22 protein-coding genes are annotated in these 22300 nt (G+C 65.2%); 13 read left to right on the top strand and 9 right to left on the bottom strand.

Annotation, left to right across the window (positions count from 1 at the left end):
- Nucleotides 1-80 precede the first annotated feature (80 nt).
- Nucleotides 81-716 (top strand): superoxide dismutase, encoded by a 636-nt coding sequence (locus EV687_RS02160; protein ID WP_122226242.1) that lies wholly within the window; start codon nt 81-83, stop codon nt 714-716.
- 115 nt (nt 717-831) lie between these two features.
- On the opposite strand, the gene EV687_RS02155 is transcribed toward EV687_RS02160, so the two are convergent.
- The 3 genes from EV687_RS02155 to EV687_RS02145 all read right to left on the bottom strand — a co-directional run bounded on the left by EV687_RS02155 (nt 832) and on the right by EV687_RS02145 (nt 3240).
- The gene (locus EV687_RS02155; protein ID WP_122227101.1) at nt 832-1308 is read right to left on the bottom strand and encodes a YqaA family protein; all 477 of its coding nucleotides are present in this window, start codon (nt 1306-1308) and stop codon (nt 832-834) included.
- 23 nt (nt 1309-1331) lie between these two features.
- Complete coding sequence (locus tag EV687_RS02150) at nt 1332-2849, bottom strand: aldehyde dehydrogenase family protein (RefSeq protein WP_122226241.1); 1518 nt, start codon at nt 2847-2849, stop codon at nt 1332-1334.
- Nucleotides 2850-2916: 67 nt separating this feature from the next.
- Nucleotides 2917-3240, bottom strand: coding sequence for a hypothetical protein (locus EV687_RS02145; protein WP_130466410.1), 324 nt, complete (start codon nt 3238-3240; stop codon nt 2917-2919).
- 580 nt (nt 3241-3820) lie between these two features.
- Here EV687_RS02145 and EV687_RS02140 point away from each other — a divergent pair.
- The 7 genes from EV687_RS02140 to EV687_RS02110 all read left to right on the top strand — a co-directional run bounded on the left by EV687_RS02140 (nt 3821) and on the right by EV687_RS02110 (nt 9809).
- Nucleotides 3821-3985 (top strand): DUF1328 domain-containing protein, encoded by a 165-nt coding sequence (locus tag EV687_RS02140; RefSeq protein WP_122226239.1) that lies wholly within the window; start codon nt 3821-3823, stop codon nt 3983-3985.
- Nucleotides 3986-4054: 69 nt separating this feature from the next.
- On the top strand, nt 4055-4525 hold the full coding sequence (locus EV687_RS02135) for a hypothetical protein (RefSeq protein WP_242612417.1): 471 nt from the start codon (nt 4055-4057) through the stop codon (nt 4523-4525).
- Nucleotides 4526-4744: 219 nt separating this feature from the next.
- Entirely contained in the window at nt 4745-5074 is a 330-nt protein-coding gene (locus tag EV687_RS02130) for a BON domain-containing protein (protein WP_122226238.1), read from the top strand.
- A 247-nt stretch (nt 5075-5321) separates the two neighbouring features.
- Entirely contained in the window at nt 5322-6506 is a 1185-nt protein-coding gene (gene bktB, locus EV687_RS02125; RefSeq protein ID WP_122226237.1) for a beta-ketothiolase BktB, read from the top strand.
- Between the two features lie 187 nt (nt 6507-6693).
- Nucleotides 6694-7683 (top strand): ABC transporter substrate-binding protein, encoded by a 990-nt coding sequence (locus tag EV687_RS02120; RefSeq protein WP_122226236.1) that lies wholly within the window; start codon nt 6694-6696, stop codon nt 7681-7683.
- A 427-nt stretch (nt 7684-8110) separates the two neighbouring features.
- Nucleotides 8111-8998 carry an ABC transporter permease gene (locus EV687_RS02115; protein WP_122226235.1) on the top strand — a complete coding sequence of 296 codons (888 nt, stop codon included), beginning with the start codon at nt 8111-8113 and terminating at the stop codon, nt 8996-8998.
- A gap of 16 nt (nt 8999-9014) precedes the next feature.
- Nucleotides 9015-9809 carry an ABC transporter ATP-binding protein gene (locus tag EV687_RS02110; protein WP_122226234.1) on the top strand — a complete coding sequence of 265 codons (795 nt, stop codon included), beginning with the start codon at nt 9015-9017 and terminating at the stop codon, nt 9807-9809.
- Nucleotides 9810-9881: 72 nt separating this feature from the next.
- On the opposite strand, the gene EV687_RS02105 is transcribed toward EV687_RS02110, so the two are convergent.
- From EV687_RS02105 to EV687_RS02085, 5 genes are all read right to left on the bottom strand, one after another.
- Entirely contained in the window at nt 9882-10805 is a 924-nt protein-coding gene (locus tag EV687_RS02105) for a pirin family protein (RefSeq protein ID WP_122226233.1), read from the bottom strand.
- 120 nt (nt 10806-10925) lie between these two features.
- Nucleotides 10926-11798, bottom strand: a complete 873-nt coding sequence (locus EV687_RS02100) for a pirin family protein (protein ID WP_122226232.1) — start codon at nt 11796-11798, stop codon at nt 10926-10928.
- A 212-nt stretch (nt 11799-12010) separates the two neighbouring features.
- Entirely contained in the window at nt 12011-12892 is an 882-nt protein-coding gene (gene rapZ / locus EV687_RS02095) for an RNase adapter RapZ (RefSeq protein WP_122226231.1), read from the bottom strand.
- Between the two features lie 9 nt (nt 12893-12901).
- A complete protein-coding gene (gene recN / locus EV687_RS02090; RefSeq protein WP_122226230.1) occupies nt 12902-14695 on the bottom strand; it encodes a DNA repair protein RecN in 1794 nt (597 codons plus the stop codon).
- Nucleotides 14695-15591, bottom strand: coding sequence for an NAD kinase (locus EV687_RS02085; RefSeq protein ID WP_122226229.1), 897 nt, complete (start codon nt 15589-15591; stop codon nt 14695-14697). Before EV687_RS02085 ends, recN begins: the two co-directional genes overlap by 1 nt.
- A 518-nt stretch (nt 15592-16109) precedes the next feature.
- On the opposite strand from EV687_RS02085, the gene infA reads away from it, so the two are divergent.
- Nucleotides 16110-16355 (top strand): translation initiation factor IF-1, encoded by a 246-nt coding sequence (infA, locus tag EV687_RS02080; RefSeq protein ID WP_122226228.1) that lies wholly within the window; start codon nt 16110-16112, stop codon nt 16353-16355.
- An 8-nt stretch (nt 16356-16363) separates the two neighbouring features.
- Here infA and EV687_RS02075 read toward each other — a convergent pair whose 3' ends face one another.
- A complete protein-coding gene (locus EV687_RS02075) occupies nt 16364-16960 on the bottom strand; it encodes a peroxidase-related enzyme (RefSeq protein ID WP_122227097.1) in 597 nt (198 codons plus the stop codon).
- 301 nt (nt 16961-17261) lie between these two features.
- Here EV687_RS02075 and EV687_RS02070 point away from each other — a divergent pair, with 301 nt between their 5' ends.
- From EV687_RS02070 to EV687_RS02055, 4 genes are all read left to right on the top strand, one after another.
- The gene (locus EV687_RS02070) at nt 17262-18869 is read left to right on the top strand and encodes an ABC transporter ATP-binding protein (RefSeq protein ID WP_122226227.1); all 1608 of its coding nucleotides are present in this window, start codon (nt 17262-17264) and stop codon (nt 18867-18869) included.
- A gap of 69 nt (nt 18870-18938) precedes the next feature.
- A complete protein-coding gene (locus EV687_RS02065; protein ID WP_122226226.1) occupies nt 18939-20072 on the top strand; it encodes an ABC transporter permease in 1134 nt (377 codons plus the stop codon).
- Nucleotides 20072-20983 carry an ABC transporter permease gene (locus EV687_RS02060; RefSeq protein WP_122226225.1) on the top strand — a complete coding sequence of 304 codons (912 nt, stop codon included), beginning with the start codon at nt 20072-20074 and terminating at the stop codon, nt 20981-20983. Before EV687_RS02065 ends, EV687_RS02060 begins: the two co-directional genes overlap by 1 nt.
- Nucleotides 20984-21040: 57 nt before the next feature.
- Nucleotides 21041-22243, top strand: coding sequence for a BMP family ABC transporter substrate-binding protein (locus EV687_RS02055; protein WP_122226224.1), 1203 nt, complete (start codon nt 21041-21043; stop codon nt 22241-22243).
- Nucleotides 22244-22300: the final 57 nt, after the last annotated feature.

The raw sequence follows: 22300 nt of genomic DNA, 5'->3' as shown, positions 1-22300 counted from the left end.
TCATGCGGACGCATTCATAATCGCGGATGTACCGCCATTTTTTGCAAACCGCACATTGTTGCCAACCAGAAAGGAAAACCATGAGCTACACACTTCCGCCCCTGCCGTATGCCTACGATGCCCTGGAGCCGTACATCGATGCGAGGACCATGGAAATCCACCATACCAAGCACCACCAGACCTACATCAACAACCTAGCAGCTGCGGTCAAAGGCACCGAGTGGGACGGCCAGAGCGCCGAAGAACTGATCACCAAACTCGACAAGCTGCCCGAGTCGATCCGCACGGCCGTGCGCAACAATGCCGGCGGCCATGCCAACCACTCGCTGTTCTGGACGGTGCTGGCCCCTGCCGGCCAGGGTGGTGGTGGCGAACCCACCGGTGCCGTGGCCGATGCCATCACCCGTGATCTGGGCGGCTTCGAAGCCTTCAAGGAAGCCTTCACCAAGGCCGCCGTCTCCCGCTTCGGCAGCGGCTGGGCCTGGCTCTCGAGCGACAAGAGCGGCAAGCTGCTGGTCGAAAGCAGTGCCAACCAGGACAGCCCGCTGATGACCGGCATCGGCTCCGGCAACACGCCCATCCTGGGCCTTGACGTCTGGGAGCACGCCTACTACCTGCACTACCAGAACCGCCGCCCCGAATACATCGGCGCGTTCTACAACGTGGTCAATTGGGGCGAGGTCGCCAAGCGCTACGAAGCCGCTCAATCGAAGTGATGATGGGAGGTGACGGCATCAGCCGCACCTTAGCACCGCCCCATCGCAGGCCCTCCCCGCCTTCCGGCCGGGAGGGCCTTGTCTTCCAAGGCTCACTGGCCGCTGCGCAAAACACTTACCAATAATGCTGGCCGGCGTGCACTGCCTGCATCAGCAGCCAGGTCATCACCACATAACGCAGGAACTTGCCAGCGGCCATGTACAGCGAGCAAGGCCAGAACGGCAGGCGCAGCCAGCCAGCCACGGCACACAACGGATCGCCCACCACCGGCAGAAAGCTCAGGAAGCAGGCCTTGGCGCCAAAGCGTTCCAACCATCGCAAGGCCTTGGGGTTGCGCAGCTGCTGATCCCGGCGGCGGTCCACGGCGCGATGCGCCACCAGACCCATCCACCAGCTCAGACAGCCGCCCAAGGTATTGCCCAGCGTGGCAACCGCGATGGTGGGCCAGAACAAGCCAGGATTGAGCTGGATCAGCCCGAACACGGCGGGCTCCGAGCCCAGGGGCAGCAGGGTCGCCGAGAGGAAGGCCACCACGAATACCGTGGAGAGCCCGTATTCGGGCAATGCCAGCCATGCCAGCAGGTGATGCATCCAGTCTTGCCACATGTCTGCGCTCACAGCCACTTGCGCAGCGATTGCATCAAGCGGTCGAAGCGTTCACCGAACGGGGGCCGTAGCCATTGCCCCATGAACCAGCGGCCGGGCTGGTAAACGGCGCGATGGTGGGAAAAACGCTCGAAGCCCCAGCGGCCATGGTAGGCGCCCCAGCCGCTGGCGCCAACGCCACCGAACGGCAGATTCGGATGGGCCACGTGCAGCAGGGTTTCGTTGATGGTCACGCCGCCGCTGACGGTCTGTTCCAGCAGTGCATCGCGGGCCTGCTCGGAACGGCCGAACCAGTAAAGCGCCAGGGGCCGCGGCAGGCTGCGGATGATTTGCGGTACGTCACTGGCGCGGTCGTAGCTGACGATGGGCAGCACCGGGCCAAAGATTTCCTCCTGCATCAGCCGCATCTCGGGGGTAACGCCATATGCCAGCACCGCGGGCATCTGCCGCGCACCATGCGGCGAGAGTCCCCAGATCGAAGGGCTTTCTGGCGCCGCGATCTCCTTGATGCGCGCGCCCATTTGTTCTGCCTGCTTGAGCATGGAGCACAACCGCGCCCACTGGGTGGGCGAGATCACCGAAGCGTAGTCCGGATGTTCGGGCAGACCGGGGTAGAGAGTCAGCGCGGCGTCCCTGTAGGCTGTTTCAAAAGCCTGTTCCATGCCGCGCGGCAGCAGCAGGTAGTCAGGCGCCACACAGGTCTGACCGGCATTGAGCAGCTTGCCATGGGCGATGCGGATCGCCGCCTCCGCGATATCGGCATCGAGCTCGATCACGCATGGCGACTTCCCGCCCAACTCCAGCGTGGTGGGAGTGAGGTTGTGGGCTGCCGCAAGAGCGATCTTGCGGCCCGTCTCGGTCGAGCCCGTGAACACCAGGTGATCGAATGGCAGACTGGCAAAGGCCACCGCCATGGCCGTGCTGCCATGCACTAAGGCCATCTCCTCGGGTTTGAAGAACACCGGCACCAGTTCGGCCAGCAACTGGGCCAGGCGGGGCGCGTGCTCACTCGGTTTGAGCAGCACCCGGTTGCCGGCTGCCAGCGCGCCGATGGCCGGTGCCAACAGCAGTTGCAGCGGGTAGTTCCAGGGAGCCATCACCCCCACCACGCCCAATGGCTGGGGCATCACCCAGGCACGTCCCGGCTGCAGGTACAGTGGTGTGCGCACCTTCTGCGGCTTGCACCAGCCGTGCAATTGCCGCAGCGCCCGGGCCAGCAGCGCCCGCGTGGTGAAAATGTCGGTGAGCTGCGTCAGGCGGGCCGAGCGAACGCCATAGTCCTGCGCGATGGCCTCTTCCAGTGCAGTCCCGTGCTGGTCCAGCAACTGCCCGAGGCGCAGCAGGCGCTCACGGCGCAAGGCCTCCGGCACCTGTGGTTGCGCCCGGCTGGCCTGGTATTGCAAGTCGAACGCGGCGCGCAGTGCGGCCAGTTCCATGTCGCCCTCTTTTTGTTTTCTCATGGCGCGGATCGCAGATCTATCGGGTGGTGGGTCAATGGAATGGACATGCCGGTGAGGCGACTTCAGCCAGCATCACGACAAAGGCTTGGCCGGCCGCCCCAGGTGTTCTGTCAGGCGCGGCACTCAGGTGCTCTCAGTCCGGACGGGAAGGCTGACGTGGCACCACGTCGGTCACATCCGAATCGTCGCTGCGGCGGCTCGGGCCGGCGTTGCCGCCTGCCCCGGGTGCCCGGCTCCAGACGCTGCGATAGGCCTGCTGGAATCCGTTGCGCGGATCCATGCGGAATGTCCATGCTCCGACCGGCCTGCCGGTCAGCCGCGCCCACAGAAGTCGCCCACTCCAGAACAGCCAGAAGCCCAGTGCCAGAAACACGAAAAGGGCAAAAAACACCATGCCGGCCACCAGCGCCGTCACCAGCAGCAGCATGCGAATCAGCAAAGCGACAAGATTGTTCAAATGCAAACCTTTCTTTCTTGACGGACTGGATCCGCCTGCCGTGATGCCAAGGCGGAAACCCATTCCATATGGCCTTGCGCCGCATGGGCTGCGCGCAACTTCCTGAAGAGCCAGATGGGGACTGCCGGAGCCTCTTCAAGCTTGCGTCGGCGCCAACCGTCATGGAATCGGCTACGGACCGGTAGATGCCAGCCAATGTCCGATATTAAGGCAATGCGGAACAAGCCCGTTACGCACGACCTTGGTGCTTCTTCAACGTGGTCTCGACGGGACTGCGTGGTCTGCCCAAGGTCTCGTTTGTCTGTGCATAGCGGGGCAGTTGCCGTTGATGACAACTTTGAGCGCTTGTTTACGATTTTTTCACAGGGCTTGATTCCCCGCCTGCCGGGACTCACCCGCCTGAGCTTGTAGGAGCCGTCCGGCATCGCAACAGGACTGTGGCGGACAGGGCCTGCGGGCCTCATCCTGCCGCTCCAGCGGCAACGCCTGCTTACAGTAGAGGCCATGAAGTGCCCACCGGAGCGCTATCTCCCGATGCTCTGCAAATGGCAGGCACCCAACCATAGAAAGGAAACCGGACATGCTACGTTACGCTGTCATCTTCTTCATCATCGCGTTGATTGCCGCACTGTTCGGATTCACTGGAATCGCTGCTGGGGCGACCGAAATTGCCAAGATTCTGTTCTTCGTGTTTATTGTCATTGCAGTGGTCAGCTTCATCCTAAATCTGATACAAAAGCGGTGAGGCAGGAAGCCGCCGACGCGTCAGTTCCACCGCCGCAACCATTCAGATTCACCAACATAGGAGTTGCTTATGCCATCCACCCGCAAAGACCAAGACCTTGAGACCGCCGTCGAGGAAGTCGCCGAGAAGGCCGAGCACACTGCACGCAGGGCCAGTGCCGCCGTCGAGAAAGGCGTCGACAAGGCTGCCGAGCTGGCTCACGACGTCACCGGCAAGGCTCTGAGCGGTGCCGAGCAAGCCCTGCAAAGCACCCGCAACGCCACCAATGCCGGCTTGCTGCGTGCCGAACAATCGCTGCAGTCGCTGCACCAGCACGCCGACCCGGCCATCGACGAGCTGGCCCACAAGGCGCTGGACCTGGCGACCAAGAGCATCAACCTGGTGGCTGATACCGGCGAGCGTGCCCGCCAGCGTGTGCTCGAACTGTCGGAAGCGACCAACCGTTACGTCACCGAACAGCCGACCAAGGCCCTGTTTTTTGCCGCCGCCGCTGGCGCCGCGCTGACGGCCCTGCTGCTGGGCGGTCGCCGGGGGCGCTGAGCCAACGGCTCCGGACGCTGCCACACTGCTGCCGGCTCTGCCGGGGCCATCTGGCTGATCCGGGAACCGTGGACCCAGCTCCCATCATTCAACCAGAATGCAATGCCGGCTCGGCCCGAGGCCGAGGGCATTGCCAACCGACCACCAACGACTTCCATTGATCGAAGTGTGGGCATCAGGGCATTCTCGCCAGGATGCAGTTTTGAAAAGGAGAAAACCATGACAACAACCCGTTTCACACAGGCACTGGCGCTGGCCGCCGCGCTGGGCATTGCCGCTGTTACCGCCACGGGCTGCGCCGTCGCGCGCGACCAGCAGACCGTTGGCTCCTACATCGATGACGCCGCCATCACCACGGCGGTGAAGGCCAAGCTGGCTGAGGACCCGACGACCTCGGCCATCGCCATCAGTGTCGAGACGCTCAAGGGCGAGGTGCAGCTCTCCGGCTTTGCCAAGTCGCAGGCCGAGAAGGACCGTGCCGCAGCCGTGGCCCGTAGCGCCAGCCAGCACGTGCGCAGTGTGAAGAACAACATCGTGGTCCGTCCGTGAGTGAGCGCCACCCGTCATGGCTGCAGCGGGGATTGGATGAGTGATCCCCTGCCACGCAACGCATGACGCCGCACATGGCCTGACAGCAGTCAGGCCATTTTTTTGTCCACACCCCTTCAAGAAGCTGTCCGGCACTGTCGCGCAGGGCCTTCTGCCACGGCGGGGTTTCATGCCAGAATGCCTCCGTTTGCCGCGCCAAGACGCGCAATACACAAAACCACACAGCACAAGCAAAAAGGAGATTGTCATGGCCCGTGAAGTCGTTGTCGTCAGTGCCGTCCGTACCGCCATTGGTACCTATGGCGGAAGTCTCAAGGATGTCAGCCCCACGGCGCTGGGCGCATTGGTGGTGCGTGAATCGCTGGCGCGCGCGGGTGTGGCCGGCCAGGATGTCGGCCATGTGGTGTTCGGCCATGTGGTCAACACCGAGCCGCGCGACATGTACCTCTCGCGCGTGGCCGCCGTCGAGGGCGGCTGCCCGATCGAGACCCCTGCTTTCAATGTCAACCGCCTGTGCGGCTCGGGCCTGCAGGCCATCGTCTCTGCCAGCCAGAGCATTCTGCTGGGCGATGCCGACGTGGCCATCGGCGCCGGCGCCGAAAGCATGAGCCGTGCCCCCTATGCCAGCCTGAACACGCGCTGGGGCGCGCGCATGGGCGATGTCAGTCTGATCGACATGATGGTCGGCGCCCTGCACGATCCGTTCAAGAACATCCACATGGGCGTGACCGCCGAGAACATCGCAGCCAAATGGGGCATCAGCCGCGAGGACCAGGACCGGCTCGCCGTCGAGAGCCACAATCGAGCGGAGAAGGCGACGAATGCCGGTTACTTCAAGGACCAGATCGTGCCGGTGGTGATCAAGACCCGCAAGGGCGAGGTGCGCTTCGACACCGACGAGCATTTCCGCGCCGGTGCCACACTTGAGGACATGGCCAAGCTCAAGCCCGTCTTCGCAAAGGAGAATGGCACCGTGACGGCCGGCAATGCCTCTGGCCTGAACGATGCCGCCGCCGCCGTGGTGCTGATGGAGGCCGGCGCGGCCACTCAAAAAGGCCTCAAGCCGCTGGCACGGCTGGTGGCTTATGCGCACGCCGGCGTCGAGCCTTCCTACATGGGCATCGGTCCGGTGCCTGCATCCAGGCTGGCGCTGGCCAAGGCAGGCCTCTCGGTCGGCGACATCGACGTGATCGAGGCCAACGAGGCCTTTGCCGCACAGGCCTGCGCCGTCTCGCGCGACCTGGGGCTGGACCCGGCCAAGGTCAACCCGAACGGCTCGGGGATCTCGCTGGGCCACCCTATTGGCGCCACCGGCGCGCTCATCACGGTCAAGGCCCTGCACGAGTTGCAGCGCATCCAGGGCCGCTATGCGCTGGTGACCATGTGCATCGGCGGCGGCCAGGGCATCGCCGCAATCTTCGAGCGTCTGTAACCCGCACGCAAGGCGCTACTGGCAGGGCTTGGAGCGGGCAGACCCGGACCGGTCCGGGCCGAATTGTCCCTGCCGATGTAACCGAGTGCAGGTATTTTCAGGTACGATTCCTGCTTCGGTTGGCTGTGCCCACCACTGCCATCAACGCGCAGCGCACGCCAGGATTTTCAAGAAACAAGGAGCCTCCATGCACAAGCACTCTTCCATTGGCCGTCGCCCGCTGTTGCAACTCAGCGCGGCTGCCCTGCTCGCCCTGGGCTTTGCCACCAGTCCTGCGGCCATGGCGCAGGCCAAGTCGGTGGCGGTGACCGCCATCGTCGAGCATCCGGCGCTGGATTCGGTGCGTGACGGCATCAAGGAAGAGATCGAGGCCAGCGGCTTCACCGGCGACAAGCTCAAGTGGCAGTACCAGAGCGCCCAGGGCAATCCCGGCACGGCCGCGCAGATCGCCCGCAAGTTCATCGGCGACAAGCCGGACGTGATCGTGGCCATCGCCACGCCGTCGGCCCAGGCCGTGGTGGCTGCCACCAAGGAGGTGCCGACCGTGTATTCGGCCGTCACCGACCCGGTGGCCGCCCAGCTGGTCAAGGACTGGGGCCCGAGCGGCACCAATGTCACTGGCGTCTCGGACCTGCTCTCGCTGGAACAACAGGTCGAGTTGATCCAGCAGATCGTGCCGGGCGTCAAGCGCATCGGCATGGTCTACAACCCGGGTGAAGCCAATTCGGTGGTGGTCGTCGAAGCACTGAAGAAACTGCTGCCAACGCTGGGCCTGGAGCTGGTCGAATCGACCGCGCCGCGCACCGTGGACATCACTGCCGCCGCCCGCAATCTGGTGGGCAAGGTGGATGTGATCTATTCCAACACCGACAACAACGTGGTCTCGGCCTATGAGGCGCTGGTCAAGGTCGCCAACGACACCAAGACGCCGCTGATTGCCTCGGACACCGACAGCGTCAAGCGCGGCGCCATCGCCGCGCTGGGCATCGACTACAAGGATCTGGGGCGCCAGACCGGCAAGATCGTGGTGCGCATCCTCAATGGCGAGAAACCTGGCGACATCGCCTCGGAACGCAGCACCAACCTGCAGCTCTTCCTCAACCCGAAGGCCGCCCAGGCCCAGGGTGTGACGCTGAGCGAGGCGCTCGTGCAATCCGCCGCGCAAGTCATCGAGTGAGCGCCTGGCCCGCCGACCGAAGCATCTCAAACCCACGCCCTTGCCCGCGTGGGTTTGCTTTTGCTGTTAGGGCCTGCTCAAAGTCTTTTCATGGGTTGCATTGGGCTGAGACAGGCGATGCGATGCAAGGTGCAAACCGGAGTCGGGCTGGTGGCCCGACGAGGAAGTGCAGAAGCCGCAGCATGCGGCAACCGGATCAACCCGAATGGCAGAATGCCAGAATGACAAAAGCACACCGGGCGTCTTGGCCACTGCACTTCACCTTTGACATCCTGCCCAACCCATGAAAAGACTTTGAGCAGGTTGTTATGAGCAACACCGCCAGTCGCACCTGCGAGCAGGCGTCTGGCTGACCCCGATCAATGTGGCGCGGCGCAGCGTACGCCGCCTGCATCCTCATCATTTCATTCTCCCGCCATCAACGACGATGACTTTTTTCGCTTTCATGGGGGCCCTGGAGATCGGACTGATCTTTGGCCTGGTTGCGCTCGGCGTGCTGATCTCGTTTCGCATCCTCAATTTCCCTGACCTCACCGTCGATGGCTCGTTCCCGCTGGGCGGCGCCGTGGCGGCCACGCTGATCGCCGGCGGCACCGATCCCTTCCTGGCCACCGCCATCGCCACCCTGGCCGGCGCGCTGGCCGGCTTTGCAACCGGCTGGCTGCATGTCAGCCTCAAGATCATGGATCTGCTCGCCGGCATCCTGATGATGACGGCGCTGTACTCGATCAACCTGCGCATCATGGGCAAGCCCAACGTGCCGCTGATCTTCGAGCCCACGGTGTTCTCCGTGACCATGCCCGGCATCTGGCCGGACTACATCGAAAAGCCGCTGATCCTGCTGGCCATCGTGCTGCTGGCCAAGCTGGTGCTGGACTGGTACTTCACCTCCGAGCGGGGCCTGGCCATGCGTGCCACCGGCGCCAATGCCCGCATGGCCAGCGCCCAGGGCGTACCCACCAACTGGGCCAAGCTGGCCGGCCTGGCGCTCTCGAACGCGTTGGTCGCGCTTGGCGGCGCGCTGTTCGCGCAAAGCCAGGGCGGCGCAGACATCTCGATGGGCATCGGCACCATCGTGATCGGCCTGGCGGCAGTCATCATCGGCGAGAGCGTGCTGCCCTCGCGGCGCATCGTCTGGGCCACGCTGGCGGTCGTCATCGGCGCCGTGCTCTACCGCTTCTTCATCGCGCTGGCGCTCAACAGCAACTGGATCGGCCTGAAGTCGCAGGACCTGAACCTGATCGCTTCGGTGCTGGTGGTGCTGGTGCTGGTGTTCCCGATCCTCAAGCGCCGCGCCAAGGCGCTGTTCAAGTAAAGCGGAGGAACACGGCATGCTCAAGGCACAGGACCTGCGCGTCACATTCAACCCCGGCACCCCCATCGAGAATCCGGCGCTGCGCGGCGCCAGCCTGGAAATCCCCTCCGGCCAGTTCGTCTCGGTGATCGGCTCGAACGGCGCGGGCAAATCGACCTTTCTCAATGCCCTCTCGGGCGACCTGCTGGTCGACAGCGGCCGCATCGAGATCGACGGCATCGACGTCACCGGCCGCAAGGCCTGGCAGCGCGCCAATCTGGTGGCGCGTGTGTTCCAGGATCCGATGGCCGGCACCTGCGAGGCGCTGACCATCGAGGAAAACATGGCGCTGGCGCTGGCGCGTGGCCGCAAGCGGCGCTTTGGCTTTGCGCTGGGCAAGGAGAACCGCGAGCTGTTTCGCGAACGCCTGGCCATTCTCAACCTGGGGCTGGAAAAGCGCCTGACGGACCGCATCGGCCTGCTCTCGGGCGGCCAGCGCCAGGCCGTTAGTTTGCTGATGGCGTCGCTCCAACCTTCGCGCATTCTGCTGCTCGATGAGCACACCGCCGCGCTGGACCCCAAGACGGCGGCCTTCGTGCTGGAACTGACGGCGCGCATCGTCGAGGAAAACCGGCTCACCACCATGATGGTGACTCACAGCATGCGCCAGGCGCTCGACTATGGCAGCCGCACCGTCATGCTGCACCAGGGTCAGGTGGTGCTCGACGTCAGTGGCGAGGAGCGTGCTCGCATGGACGTGCCCGACCTGTTGCAGATGTTCGAGCGCACCCGCGGCGAACAAGTCAGCGACGACGCCCTGCTGTTGGGATGAACACGCGGGCGCAGTACCGCGCCCAACACCCTTGGTATCTGCTGCGGCGCAGGCCTTCTCGCAGGCCTTCTTTCAGCGACGCAGCCGCAGGCCCGAGGCATCCGGTGCCTGCAGGCGGCCCAGCACGGTGCCCGGCACCGTACCAAAGCGTTCGTCGTGCTGGCTCCAATCCTCGGCCGCCTGCAGGATCTCGGCGGTGCTGCAGCCAACGAAGTTCCACCAGATGAGGGGCGCCTCGGCCAGCGGTTCGCCGCCGATCACAAGCAGATGGACGCCGGCTGCCTGTGCGTTCTGCACCACCAGGTTGCGATGGCCGCTGCCCAGATACAGCAGCTCGCCAGGCGCGAGTGCCTCACCTTGGATCTCGGCCGAACCGGTGAGCACCAGAACGCCATATTCATGCGCCGGATCGAGCGCCAGATCGACCTTGGCCGGCCCTTCCGCACGCAGATCGAGGCCCAGCAGGGGGCTGTGCACCTCCACCGGCGAATGCCGGCCAGCCAGTTCGCCCGCCAGCAGCACGTGCTGCCAACCGCCCTGCTCCCAGCGTGGCAAGCCGGCGTAGTGCTCAAAGCGCGGCGCGGCCTGGCGCTGCGATTCGGGCAGCGCGATCCAGAGCTGCACGGTGTGCACGGGGCCATCGCCATGGGCTTCCTCGACATGGCTGATGCCCCGCCCCGCCGTCATCAGGTTGATCTCGCCAGGCCGCACCACCTGCTCGGAGCCGAGGCTGTCGCGGTGCATGATCTCGCCTTCGATCATCCAGGTGAAGGTCTGCAGGCCGATATGCGGGTGCTGCCCGACGCTCAGCAGGTTGCGTGGCGCCGGTCCGGCATGGTCCAGGAAGCACCAGGCGCCGATGGTCCGCAGCCCCCTGCTCGGCAGCACGCGGCGCACGGGCACGCCGCCACCGATCTCGGCCATGCGCGCGGGAATGCGCTGCGGGGCAGCCGGGCTGGTCGTGGATATCTTGTCTGCCTTGTCTTCCGATAGCATGGGGTCTCCTTGTCATTTGTGCGCGCAGCGCACGCGTATATGGATCAATGTGCTGATAGCGGGGCCGGTGCGCTGAAGTGCCGTACGTCCCGCCCCCGCAATGGCGACTTCGATGGCAACTTAGCCGGTCGCGGACTTGGCAATGAAACGGCCGCCGTTGAAATCCGCGATGGCCTGGCGGATCTCCTGCTGCGAATTCATCACGAACGGGCCGTAGCCGACGATGGGCTCGTCAATCGGCTCGCCAGCCATCACGAATACCTCGACATCGTTGTTGGCTTCGAGCCGGACCCCTTCACCGGCGCGCGCGAGGCTCACCAGTTGTGCTTCACGCACGATCTGCTCGCCGTTGACCAGCAGCGTACCGCGCCGCACCATCAACAGGCCGGTCCAGCCTTGCGGCAATGGCAGTTCGGCGTGCTTGCCGGCCTTGAGCGAGACATCCATCACCCAGATGGGCGTGAAGGTGCGCGCCGGACCGTGCGCCCCGGCGTAGTCACCGGCGATCACCCGCAGGCTGCCGGCGTCATCGGGCAGTGGCAGCACCGGAATATCCTTGCGCAGCAGCGTCTGGTAGCCCGGCGCGGCCAGCTTGTCGCGCGCCGGCAGGTTGACCCAGAGCTGAATCATCTCGAAAGCGCCGCCCGTCCTGGCAAAGCTGCTGGCGTGGTACTCCTCGTGCAGGATGCCGCTGGCAGCGGTCATCCACTGCACGTCACCAGGGCCGATCTGCCCGCCGGCACCGGTTGAGTCGTGGTGTTCGACCTCGCCGTCGTAGACGATGGTCACGGTCTCGAAACCCCGGTGCGGATGCTGGCCGACACCACGGCGGTGCGCGCTCGGATCGAAGTGCGCCGGCCCGGCGTAGTCGAGCAGCAGAAAGGGGCTGAACTGCGCAGCATCCCCTTGGTACGAGAACATCGAGCGCACCGGGAAGCCATCTCCGACCCAGTGACCACGCGGTGCGTCGAAGACTTGTTGGACTTGCTTCATCTGGAAACTCCTTTCAAACGCCCTGCCCACCAGAATCTGCTCCAGGTCTGCTGACCCGGTGCGGCGCCGGTAGGAACTGATGGCGAATACTGAAGCCCCAAGAATATGGGCGACATGCCCGCTTGACTAGCGGGCATGCACGCAATGAATTGTTCCTATATTCGAGATATTGTTTGAATCAAGAATTTGATTCGATTCAGAATCATCGCTTTTTACCGGATCTGTCCACCAGCAAGACCTTGCTGGATTTCGCGATGGCGCTTGAGGACTTCCCATTCGTCGGCAAACTGGCGCGCCAGTTGCTCGACCAGATAGACCGAGCGGTGCTGCCCACCGGTGCAACCGATCGCCACGCTGACGTAGCTGCGGTGGTTCTCGGCATGCTGGGGCAGCCATTTCTGCAGAAAGGCCGCGATGTCGTGCTGCATGATCTGCACCAGCGGCTGCACGGCGAGAAAGTCGGCCACAGGCTTGTCCATGCCGGTCAGGGGTTTCAGTTCGGGTTCGTAGTGCGGATTGGGCAGCATGCGCACGTCGAACACGTAGTCGGCATCACGCGGAATACCGCGTTTGAAGGCAAAGGACTGGAACACCAGTGTCAGCCGCCCCGGCGGGATCTGCAGCATCTGCTTGAGGTTGCTCTGCAGTTCGGCCGAGCGGCTGTTGCTGGTGTCGATGACGTGGGAGATTTCGCGCAGGCTCGCCAGCAGCTCGCGCTCGCGCTTGATGTTCTGGATCAGCGCATCGTCGCCATGCTCGTCATTGCCGCCGGCCAGCGGGTGGCGCCGGCGCGTCTCGGAAAAGCGCCGCACCAGCGTCTCGGTGGAGGCATCGAGAAAAACCACGCGCACATCCGCGCCCTGTGCGCGCACGGTCTCCAGCATCCGCGGCACCAGCGGCAGCGAGGCGGCATTGCGCACGTCGATGGCAATGGCAATGCGCGAGATGTGCTGGTTGCGCTCGAGCCCCAGGCTGGCCAGCAGCAGCTCGGGGGGCAGGTTGTCGATGCAGAAATAACCCGCATCCTCGAGCACCCGCAGTGCCACCGATTTGCCCGAGCCCGACATTCCTGTGATGATGACCAGTTCCAGCATTGCGGTGTCCTATCGCTTTCTTGTCGGTTCGGGGCCAGGTACGGCGGCCGCTGCCTGCGTCGTTGCAGTCGTTGGGATCGCTGCAGTCGAGATGCTCGGGGCTGTTGTGGCACTGGCAGCGCGCTTGCGCCGGCCGCCTCCCACGCCGCTGCCGGCCGCTGCCAGCATTTCCTCGGCGTGGGCGAGCGTGGTGGGTGTCAGCGTCTCGCCACCGAGCATGCGGGCGATCTCGGCGGCGCGCTCGGTGCCGGCGATCGGTCGCACCGAACTGCTGACACTGCCGCCCTGCCGCTTTTTCTCCACCAGCAGGTGCCCGTTGGCACAGGCCGCAACCTGCGGCAAATGCGTTACGGCCAGCACCTGCCGGTCTTCGCCAAGCTGGCGCATCAGCCGCCCGACGATCTCGGCGACGGCGCCACCCACCCCCGAATCCACTTCGTCAAACACCAGCGTGCCGGCATCACCCAGGCCGCTGGTGGTCACCGCAATGGCCAGGCTGATGCGCGAGAGCTCACCGCCCGAAGCCACCTTGCCCAGCGGCCGTGGCGTGCTGCCTTCATGACCGGCCACCAGGAACTGCACCTCGTCGAGTCCATGCGCGGCCGGTTCCGCCAGGCGCTGCAGATCGGCAACGAAACGGCCACCGGCCATGCCCAGTTCCTGCATGGCCGCCGTGATCGCCGCCGAGAGGCGCGGCGCCGCCACCTGCCGCAGTGCGGACAAGGTTTCGGCCGCGCGCAGGTAACGTTCGTGCGCCTGCCGCTCGGCCTGCTGCAGCGCCTGCAGATCGGTGCTGGCATCAATTTGCGCCAGCTCGTCCTGCCAGTGCTGCCAGAGCCCCGGCAGCTGTTCGGGCGGCTGTCGGTAGCGCCGCGCCAGCGTCAGCCATTGCCCGACCCGCGCATCCAGCGCCTGCAGCTCGGCAGCGTCCCAGTCCTCGGCTTCTGCGTAGGCCTGCAGGCTGCGGGCCACGTCCTGCACCTGGTCGATGGCGGAGGACAGCACCTGAATCCACTCATCGAAGCGCGGTTCGATGTGCGCATGGCCGGCCAGCAACTGCATGGCCTGCCCGAGGCTTGGCAGCGCAGGCCCTTCGTCGGCCTGGCCGTCGAGCAGTTCCCAGACGCGGCTGGCAGTGCTTTGCAGGTCCTGCGCATTGCCAAGGCGGGTGTGACGGCTGTTGAGCGCCTCCCATTCTTGCGGCTGCGGCGCCAGCTTGGCAACTTCGTCGATCTGCCACTGCAGGCGCTCGCGGTCGCGCTGCAACTGTTCGGCATTGGCCTGGGCCTGCGCCAGGGCCGCGACCGCGCCGCGCCATTGCTGCCAGGCCTGCTGCACCGCCGTGTCGTCGGCGCCGGCATAGGCATCGAGCAGCTGCCGCACCGATGCCGGCCGCATCAGGCTTTGCCAGGCATGCTGGCCGTGGATGTCCACTAGCGCCTCGCCCAGCTCGCGCAGTTGTGCGACGGTGGCCACCGTGCCATTGATCCAGGCGCGGCTCTTGCCCTGGGCATCGACGCTGCGACGCAGCAGCAGCGACTCTCCCGCGTCGAAACCGTGCTGCTCCAGCCAGTCGTGCCAGCCGGCGGGCGGATCGAACTCGGCCACGATGTCGGCGCGCAGTGCCCCCTCGCGCACCCAGCTGGCATCGGCGCGCGCGCCCAGGGCCAGTTGCAGAGCATCGACCAAGATCGACTTGCCGGCACCGGTCTCTCCGCTGAGCACCGTAAAGCCTGTCCGCAGTTCGAGCTCGAGCTGCTGCACCACCACGAAATTCTGCAGAACGATGCGGCGCAATGCCATCAGCTGCCTCCTTCGTTCCAGCCGAGCTTGTTGCGCAGCATGGCGTAGTAGTTCCAGCCCTTGGGGTGCAGAAATCGCGCGCTGTAGGCCGAACGCCGCACCAGCAGGCGGTCGCCGATCAGCACCGAGGGCAGCGACAGCATGTCGAAGCTGGCGCTCATGTCGCGTCCTGCCACCACCTCCACCGCCACTTCACAGCTGTCGGGCAGAACCAGTGGCCGATTCGAGAGCTTGTGCGGCGCAATGGGCGTGACCACCCAGCCGGAGGTGGCCGGATGGACGATGGGACCACCCGCCGACATCGAATAGGCGGTCGAGCCCGTCGGCGATGCGATGATGAGACCGTCGGCGCGCTGGTTGGAGACGAACTGGCCCGACACCTCGATGCGCATCTCGATCATGCCGGAGATGCCTCCGCGCGTGAGCACCACATCGTTGATGGCGTGGGTTTCGTAGATGCATTCACCATCGCGCAGCACGCGCGCGTGGATCAGCGGGCGCGAATCGACCTCGTAGATTCCATGCAGCATCGGGGCCAATTGGTCCTGGTAATGATTGAGCGGCAAGTCGGTGACAAACCCGAGCCGTCCCTGGTTGATGCCGATCAGCGGCGTGCCATAAGGGGCTAGCTGGCGCGCAATGCCCAGCATGGTGCCGTCGCCGCCGATGGCGATGCACAGATCGCAGTGCAGGCCGATGGCCTCGGGCGCCATCTCGGTGTAACCGTCCACCTCCAGATTGCGCGCCGTGTCCTGCTCGACCACCACTTCGCAGTCATGGCGCAGCAGAAAGCGCGCCACGTCCTCGACCACGCTGCGGGCCGCCTTGCGCGCATCGATCGATGGGGTGATCTGGTATTTGCCGATGATGGCAATGCTGTGAAATTGGGATCGCATACACGTTTCAGCCCTGCGACCCAAGTCAAGTCGCCGCCAGTCCGCCCGTTCGCCGTGGTGTTCAAACAGCTCAAAAGTATAGCGGCGAAGCACTGCCGTCCGTGTGACGCCCGGGCCAAACGGCGGCCCGCCGCGCCAGCTTCCGGCCTGCGCCGGCCGCCCTCTTCACAACCGCCCTGAAACCCCGCAAGATCTCGCCCCCGCACATTGCCGGCGGCACAGCAGCCACTCTATAATGCCCGCTTCCTCCATTTGCAGCATTGGCGCTAGGGTTTGCTGGGACTGGACCGGATGGGACGCGCGCGGCGCATGGCGGCACACAGGTGGCACGACGGCCGCCTTTTTCATGACCCCGGATGCCCAGGGATGCCTGGGGCTTGTCCGGGGGACTGGCACTGCCCGCTGTCATCGCCATGGCCATGGCGTCTTCGCATCCGGGTTCAGGATGGTCTAGCCTGGCGCAGGTCTTTGCTGTTTCCATTCTGCTGCCCTGGGGTGGCGGCCTTTGACCACGTTTTATGGCTAAAGAAGAACTGATTGAAATGCAGGGTTCGGTCACCGAAGTTCTGCCGGACTCGCGCTTTCGCGTCACCCTCGACAATGGTCACGAACTGATCGCCTACACGGGAGGCAAGATGCGCAAGCACCACATTCGCATCCTGGCCGGCGACAAGGTGACGCTGGAGATGTCGCCCTACGACCTCTCCAAGGGCCGCATCATCTTCCGCCACCTGCCCGGCCGCGGCCCGGCGCCCTCCGCCTGAGGATCGGTTCAGGCTCGATCCTTGACGTGGGTCTGCGGCCTTGCGACCCGCCCCATCAGGTAGAACTCCGGGTTGGGCATCAGGCCCGTGGCGTTGGCAATGCGGTTGGACATGCCGAAGAATGCCGTGATGGAGATGATGTCCCAGATGTCCTCGTCATCGAAACCGTGCTGGTGCAGCAGATCGAGGTCCGCATCCTCGATCTGCTCCGACTGCTGGCAGACCTTCATCGCAAAATCCAGCATGACGCGCTGGCGCGCCTCGATCTGCGCCTTGCGGTAATTGATGGCGATCTGGTCGGAGGCGCGCGGCTTCTTCTCGTAGACCCGCAGCAGCGCCCCGTGTGCGACCACGCAGTACAGGCAGTGGTTGGCGGCGCTGGTGGCGGTGACGATCATCTCTCGCTCGCCCTTGCTCAGGGAACTGCCCGCGCGCAGCATCAACGCGTCATGGTAGGCAAAGAAAGCCCGCCATTCCTCCGGACGCCGTGCCAGCGCAAGAAACACGTTGGGCACGAAACCTGCTTTTTCCTGCACCTGAAGAATCCGCTCACGAATGTCTGCGGGCATGTCCTCCAGTTCAACCAATGGAAAGCGCTTGCTCATGCTGGTCTCCTTCTCGGGTGTCGATGTTTGCCATGCCTTGCCGGCGGCCTGACCCACTGTACACCTGCCGCCGGGTCTGCGCACCTAGCGCAATCACGGGGAAACCGTCCGTGCATGCGTGCTTCCCACGGCGGAGAATGACGCACTTTTTTGGGAGTTTCGAGGGCTTTTTGCACAACAATAGGGCCCTCTTGAACCCCGCAGCGGCCTCCCATCCCATCACTGGCCGCCCGGATTGCACCCGTTTTGTGCGTGGCAGCCACGGCATGCCAGCGCCCATCCCCCATTCTGTCCGTCAACCATGACCGCCACGCCCCTTCCCGATGCCCCGTCTTCCCTGCCGCCGGCCGATGGCGATGCGCCGGCACGACTGCAGTTGCGCGGCATCACCAAACGCTATCCGGGCATCGTCGCCAATGATGGCATCGACCTCCGTGTCGGGCGCGGCCAGATCCATGCCATCCTGGGTGAGAACGGCGCAGGCAAATCGACACTGATGAAGATCATCTACGGTGCCGTCGCCCCCGATGCGGGCGAAGTGCTGTTCGATGGCCGACCGGTGCACATCCGCAATCCGCAGCAGGCGCGGCAGTTGGGCATTGCCATGGTGTTCCAGCATTTCAATCTGTTCGAGACCCTCACGGTGGCCGAGAACATCTGGCTTGGCCAGGAATGGACCATGAGCCGCGAGATGCTGCGCGTCAACCTCGACGAAGCCGGCAAGCTGTTCGGGCTTGACATCGACCTGGAGCGGCCGGTGCATACGCTCAGTGTCGGCGAGCGCCAGAAGGTGGAGATCCTGCGCAGCCTGGTGACCCACCCCAAGCTGCTGATTCTCGACGAGCCCACCTCGGTGCTGACGCCGCAGGCCGTGCAAAGCCTTTTTGCGATGCTGCGGCGGCTGGCCCAGTCGGGCTGCAGCATCCTCTACATCAGCCACAAGCTGCACGAGATCCGCAGCCTCTGCGATCGCTGCACGGTGATCCGCCAGGGCAAGGTGACCGGCGTGGTCGACCCGCGCGAACACAGCGACGCCTCGCTGGCGCGACTGATGATCGGCGCCGAGCCGCCCGCGCTGCAAAACCGTCCCGGGACGCCGGGCGAGCTGGTGCTGCAGGTCGAGGGGCTGAGCCTGCCGTGCGACAACCTGTTCGGCACCGCACTGGATCGCCTGCACCTGCAGGTGCGCGCCGGCGAGGTGGTCGGGATCGCCGGCATCTCCGGCAATGGCCAGAACGAGCTGCTGCGCGCGCTCTCGGGCGAGGACACGCGGGCCGCACCCGATGCGGTCCGGCTGTTCGGCCAGCCGGCCGGCCGCAGCGACCCGCGCCAGCGCCGTCGCCAGTGGGGCCTGCACTTCGTTCCCGAGGAGCGCCTGGGCCGCGCCACCGTGCCCAGCATGGACCTGGCGCAGAACCTGCTGCTCACGCGCGACCTCGCCATTGGCCGCCTGGGCTGGCTGAGTCGGCGGCGCCTGCATGCCAAGGCCGCCGAAGTGGTGCAGCGTTTCAGGGTCAAGGCGGCCGGCACCCACAGCGCGGCGCGATCGCTCTCGGGCGGCAACCTGCAGAAGTACATCGTCGGGCGCGAGATGGACGCCGGCCCGCGCCTGCTGATCCTGGCCCAGCCCACCTGGGGCGTGGATGTGGGAGCAGCCTCGCAGATCCGCGCCCAGATCCTGGCGCTGCGCGAGCAGGGCTGCGCGGTGCTGGTCATCAGCGAGGAGCTCGATGAGCTTTTCGAGGTCTGCGACCGCCTCTATGTGATGGCCAAAGGTACACTCTCGCCCTCGCTGCAGCGCGCCGAGGCCAGCATCGAGAAGATCGGCCTGTGGATGAGCGGCCTCTGGGAAGGCGGGCCGCAGCAGCCGACCGCTGCCGGCCAGGCCGAACTGGCCACCATGGTCTGAGCGCCAGCCGCCCCCGCACCCCCAAAAACCAGAGCAGCCGCCCATGCGCCCGCCGATGCCACGCCCAGCATGATGAAACTCATACTCGAACCCCGTCCACAGCCCTCGCGCCTGTGGACCTACGCATCGCCGCTGCTGGCCTTGCTGCTGACGGTGCTGATCGGCATCGCCATCTTCTCGCTCTCGGGCAAGTCGCCGCTGCAGGGGCTGCAGGTGTTCTTCTGGGAGCCGATCAAGAACACCTACGCCTGGGGCGAGATCGCCATCAAGGCCACGCCGCTGCTGCTGATCGCACTGGGGCTGGCACTGTGTTTCCGCTCCAACATCTGGAACATCGGCGCCGAGGGCCAGTTCGTGCTCGGCGCCATTACCGGAGGGTGGGTTGCGTTGCAGGCCGGCCCCAATACCGGCCACTGGATCATTGCGCTGGTGATGCTGGGGGGCGTGCTTGGCGGCATGTTCTGGGCCGCCATCGTTGCGCTGCTGCGGGACCGCTTCAACACCAACGAGATCCTGGTCAGCCTGATGCTGGTGTATGTCGCCATCCAGCTGCTGGGCTATCTGGTCTACGGCCCTTGGAAGGATCCGGACGGCTACAACTTCCCGCGCACCAAGATGTTCGAGGCGGCTACGCAACTGCCGCGCCTGATGCCCGGCAGCCGCGCCAACATCGGCGTGTGGCTGGCGCTGGCCGCCTGCCTGCTGATGTGGCTCTTCATGTTCCGCACCCGTGCTGGCTTTGCCCAGCAGGTCGGCGGCCTGGCGCCGGCGGCGGCGCGCTACGCGGGCTTCTCGGCACGCCGGGCACTGTGGACGGCGCTGCTGGCCTCGGGCGGCCTGGCAGGCCTGGCGGGCGCATTGGAGGTGGCCGGCCCGGTCGGGCAGCTCAACCCGCACATTCCCGTCGGCTACGGCTTCACGGCCATCATCGTCGCGTTCGTCGGGCGACTGCACCCGATCGGCATGGTGCTGTCGGCCATCCTGCTGAGCATGTTCGTGATCGGCGGCGAACTGTCGCAATCCCGGCTGGGCCTGCCCAAGTCGCTCTCGAGCGTGTTCCAGGGCCTGCTGCTCTTCAACCTGCTCGCCTGTGATGCGCTGGTCAACTACCGGCTGCGTCTGAAGGGCAGGCAGCGGGCGACCGCATCACCCGCCGGGTCCCCGGCCGCCGCACCAGCCGCCGCTGCCCAAGGAGACGCATGATGGATCTGCTGCTTGCCGCCACCCTCAATGCGGGGACCATCCTCGCACTGGCGGGCCTGGGCCTGTTGATCAACGAAAAGGCCGGCATCGTCAATCTGGGCGCCGAAGGCATGATGCTGTGCGCGGCGCTGGCCGGCTTCGCCACCGTGGTGCATACCGGCAGCTTCAGCCTGGGGCTGCTGGCGGGCATGGCCACCGGTGCGCTGCTGGCTGCGGCGATGGGTGCGCTGGTGATCTTCCTGCATACCAACCAGTATGCCTGCGGGCTGGCGCTGAGCCTGTTCGGCGTGGGCTTCTCGGCGTACATGGGGGTGGACTACGTGCAGGCCACCATCCCGGCCACGCCCAAGTTCTCGGTGCCGGTCTTGGCCGATATCCCGTTCATCGGCCCGGCCCTGTTTCGCCAGCACCTGCTGGTGTATGGCACGGTGGCGCTGGCCGTCTTCATGGCCTGGTTCTACAACCACACGCGCAGCGGACTGGTGTTGCGCTCGATCGGCGAGTCGCCCGAATCCGCCCATGCGCTGGGCTACCACGTGCGCGGCATCCGCCTGCTGTGCGTGGCGCTGGGCGGGAGCCTGTGCGGACTGGCTGGCGCCTACCTTTCGACCATCTACACGCCACTGTGGACCGAGGGCATGGTGGCCGGCCGCGGCTGGATCGCGCTGGCACTGACGGCCTTTGCCACATGGCGGCCCATGCGCATCCTGCTGGGTGCATACCTGTTCGGTGGCGTTACCATGCTGCAGTTGCATCTGCAGGCTACCGGCGCACAAATTGCTAGCCAGTTGCTGAGCATGCTGCCGTACTTGGCGACCATCGTGGTGCTGGTGCTGATCTCGCGCAATCCCATCTGGATCCGCACCAACATGCCGGCGTCGCTGGGCAAGCCTTTCGTACCAAGCCATTGAGACCAGCGGGCCGCAGCGCATCGATTCCCTGTTTTTTGACACCCTGGAGCCATTGACATGAACCTTCCCAGCACATCCCGCGTGATGCCACTCTCGCTGACGGCCCTGTTTGCCGCCGTGGCGCTGAGCGCCTGCGGCAAGCAGGAGCCGCCTGCGCCCCCCGCCGCCCCGGCAGCGCCCAGCAGCAGCCCCGCCGCGGCAGCGCCCGCCAGCGCCGAAGCTCCTGCGGCCGAAGCCAAGGCCGAGACCAAGGCTCCGCTGAAGATCGCCTTCGCCTATGTCGGCCCGGTTGGCGATGGCGGCTGGACCTTCGCGCACGACAATGGCCGCAAGGCGTTGGAGGCTGCTCTGGGCGACCAGGTGCAGACCAGCTTCGTCGAGAGCGTGCCCGAATCCGCCGATGCCGAGCGCGTGCTGCGCGGCTTCGCCGCCGATGGCAATCAGCTGGTCTTCGGCACCACCTTCGGCTACATGGAATACATGGTGCGCATCGCCCAGGACTTCCCGGACGTGAAGTTCGAGCACGCCACAGGCTACAAGACCGCCGCCAATCTCTCCACCTACGACAGCCGTACCTATGAAGGCGCATACATGGCCGGCATCATCGCTGGTGCCATGACCGAGTCGAACGTGCTGGGCATCGTCGGCTCGGTGCCGATCCCCGAAGTGATCCGCAACATCAACAGCTTCACGCTGGGTGCGCAAAGCGTCAATCCGGCCGTCACCACCAAGGTGGTTTGGGTCAACGAGTGGTTCAATCCACCCAAGGAAACCGAGGCCGCCACGACGCTGATCAACAACGGCGCCGACGTCCTGTTCCAGAACACCGATTCGCCGGCCGTGCTGAAAACCGCCCAGGAGCATGGCAAGCGTGCCTTCGGCTGGGATTCGGATATGACCGCCTATGGACCCAAGGCCCACCTGGCCTCGGCCGTGATCAACTGGGGACCCTACTACATCCACGCTGCCAAGGCCGCGCTGGACGGTACCTGGACCAGCCAGCGCAGCTGGTGGGGCGTCAAGGAAGACACCATCGACCTGGTCTCGCTCGCCGATGACATTCCTCAGGAAATCAAGGACAAGGTCGCGGCCGTCAAGCAAGGCCTCAAGGAAGGTACCTACCACATCTGGAAGGGCCCGATCCTCGGTCAGGACGGCCAGGAAGTGCTCGCCGCCGACCAGGTCGCCGACGACCAGTTCCTCAGTGGCATCAAGTTCTACGTCAAGGGTGTCGAAGGCAGCGTGCCCGGCAGCAACTGATGTCCGGTCTGCCCGCCGCCTGTGCGCGGCCGGCCAGCCAGTGACCAATAGAAAACC

The sequence above is a fragment of the Corticibacter populi genome (assembly GCF_004217315.1).
Classification (GTDB): Bacteria; Pseudomonadota; Gammaproteobacteria; order Burkholderiales; family Burkholderiaceae_C; genus Lampropedia; species Lampropedia populi.
This window is presented reverse-complemented; position numbering and strand designations above follow the sequence as displayed.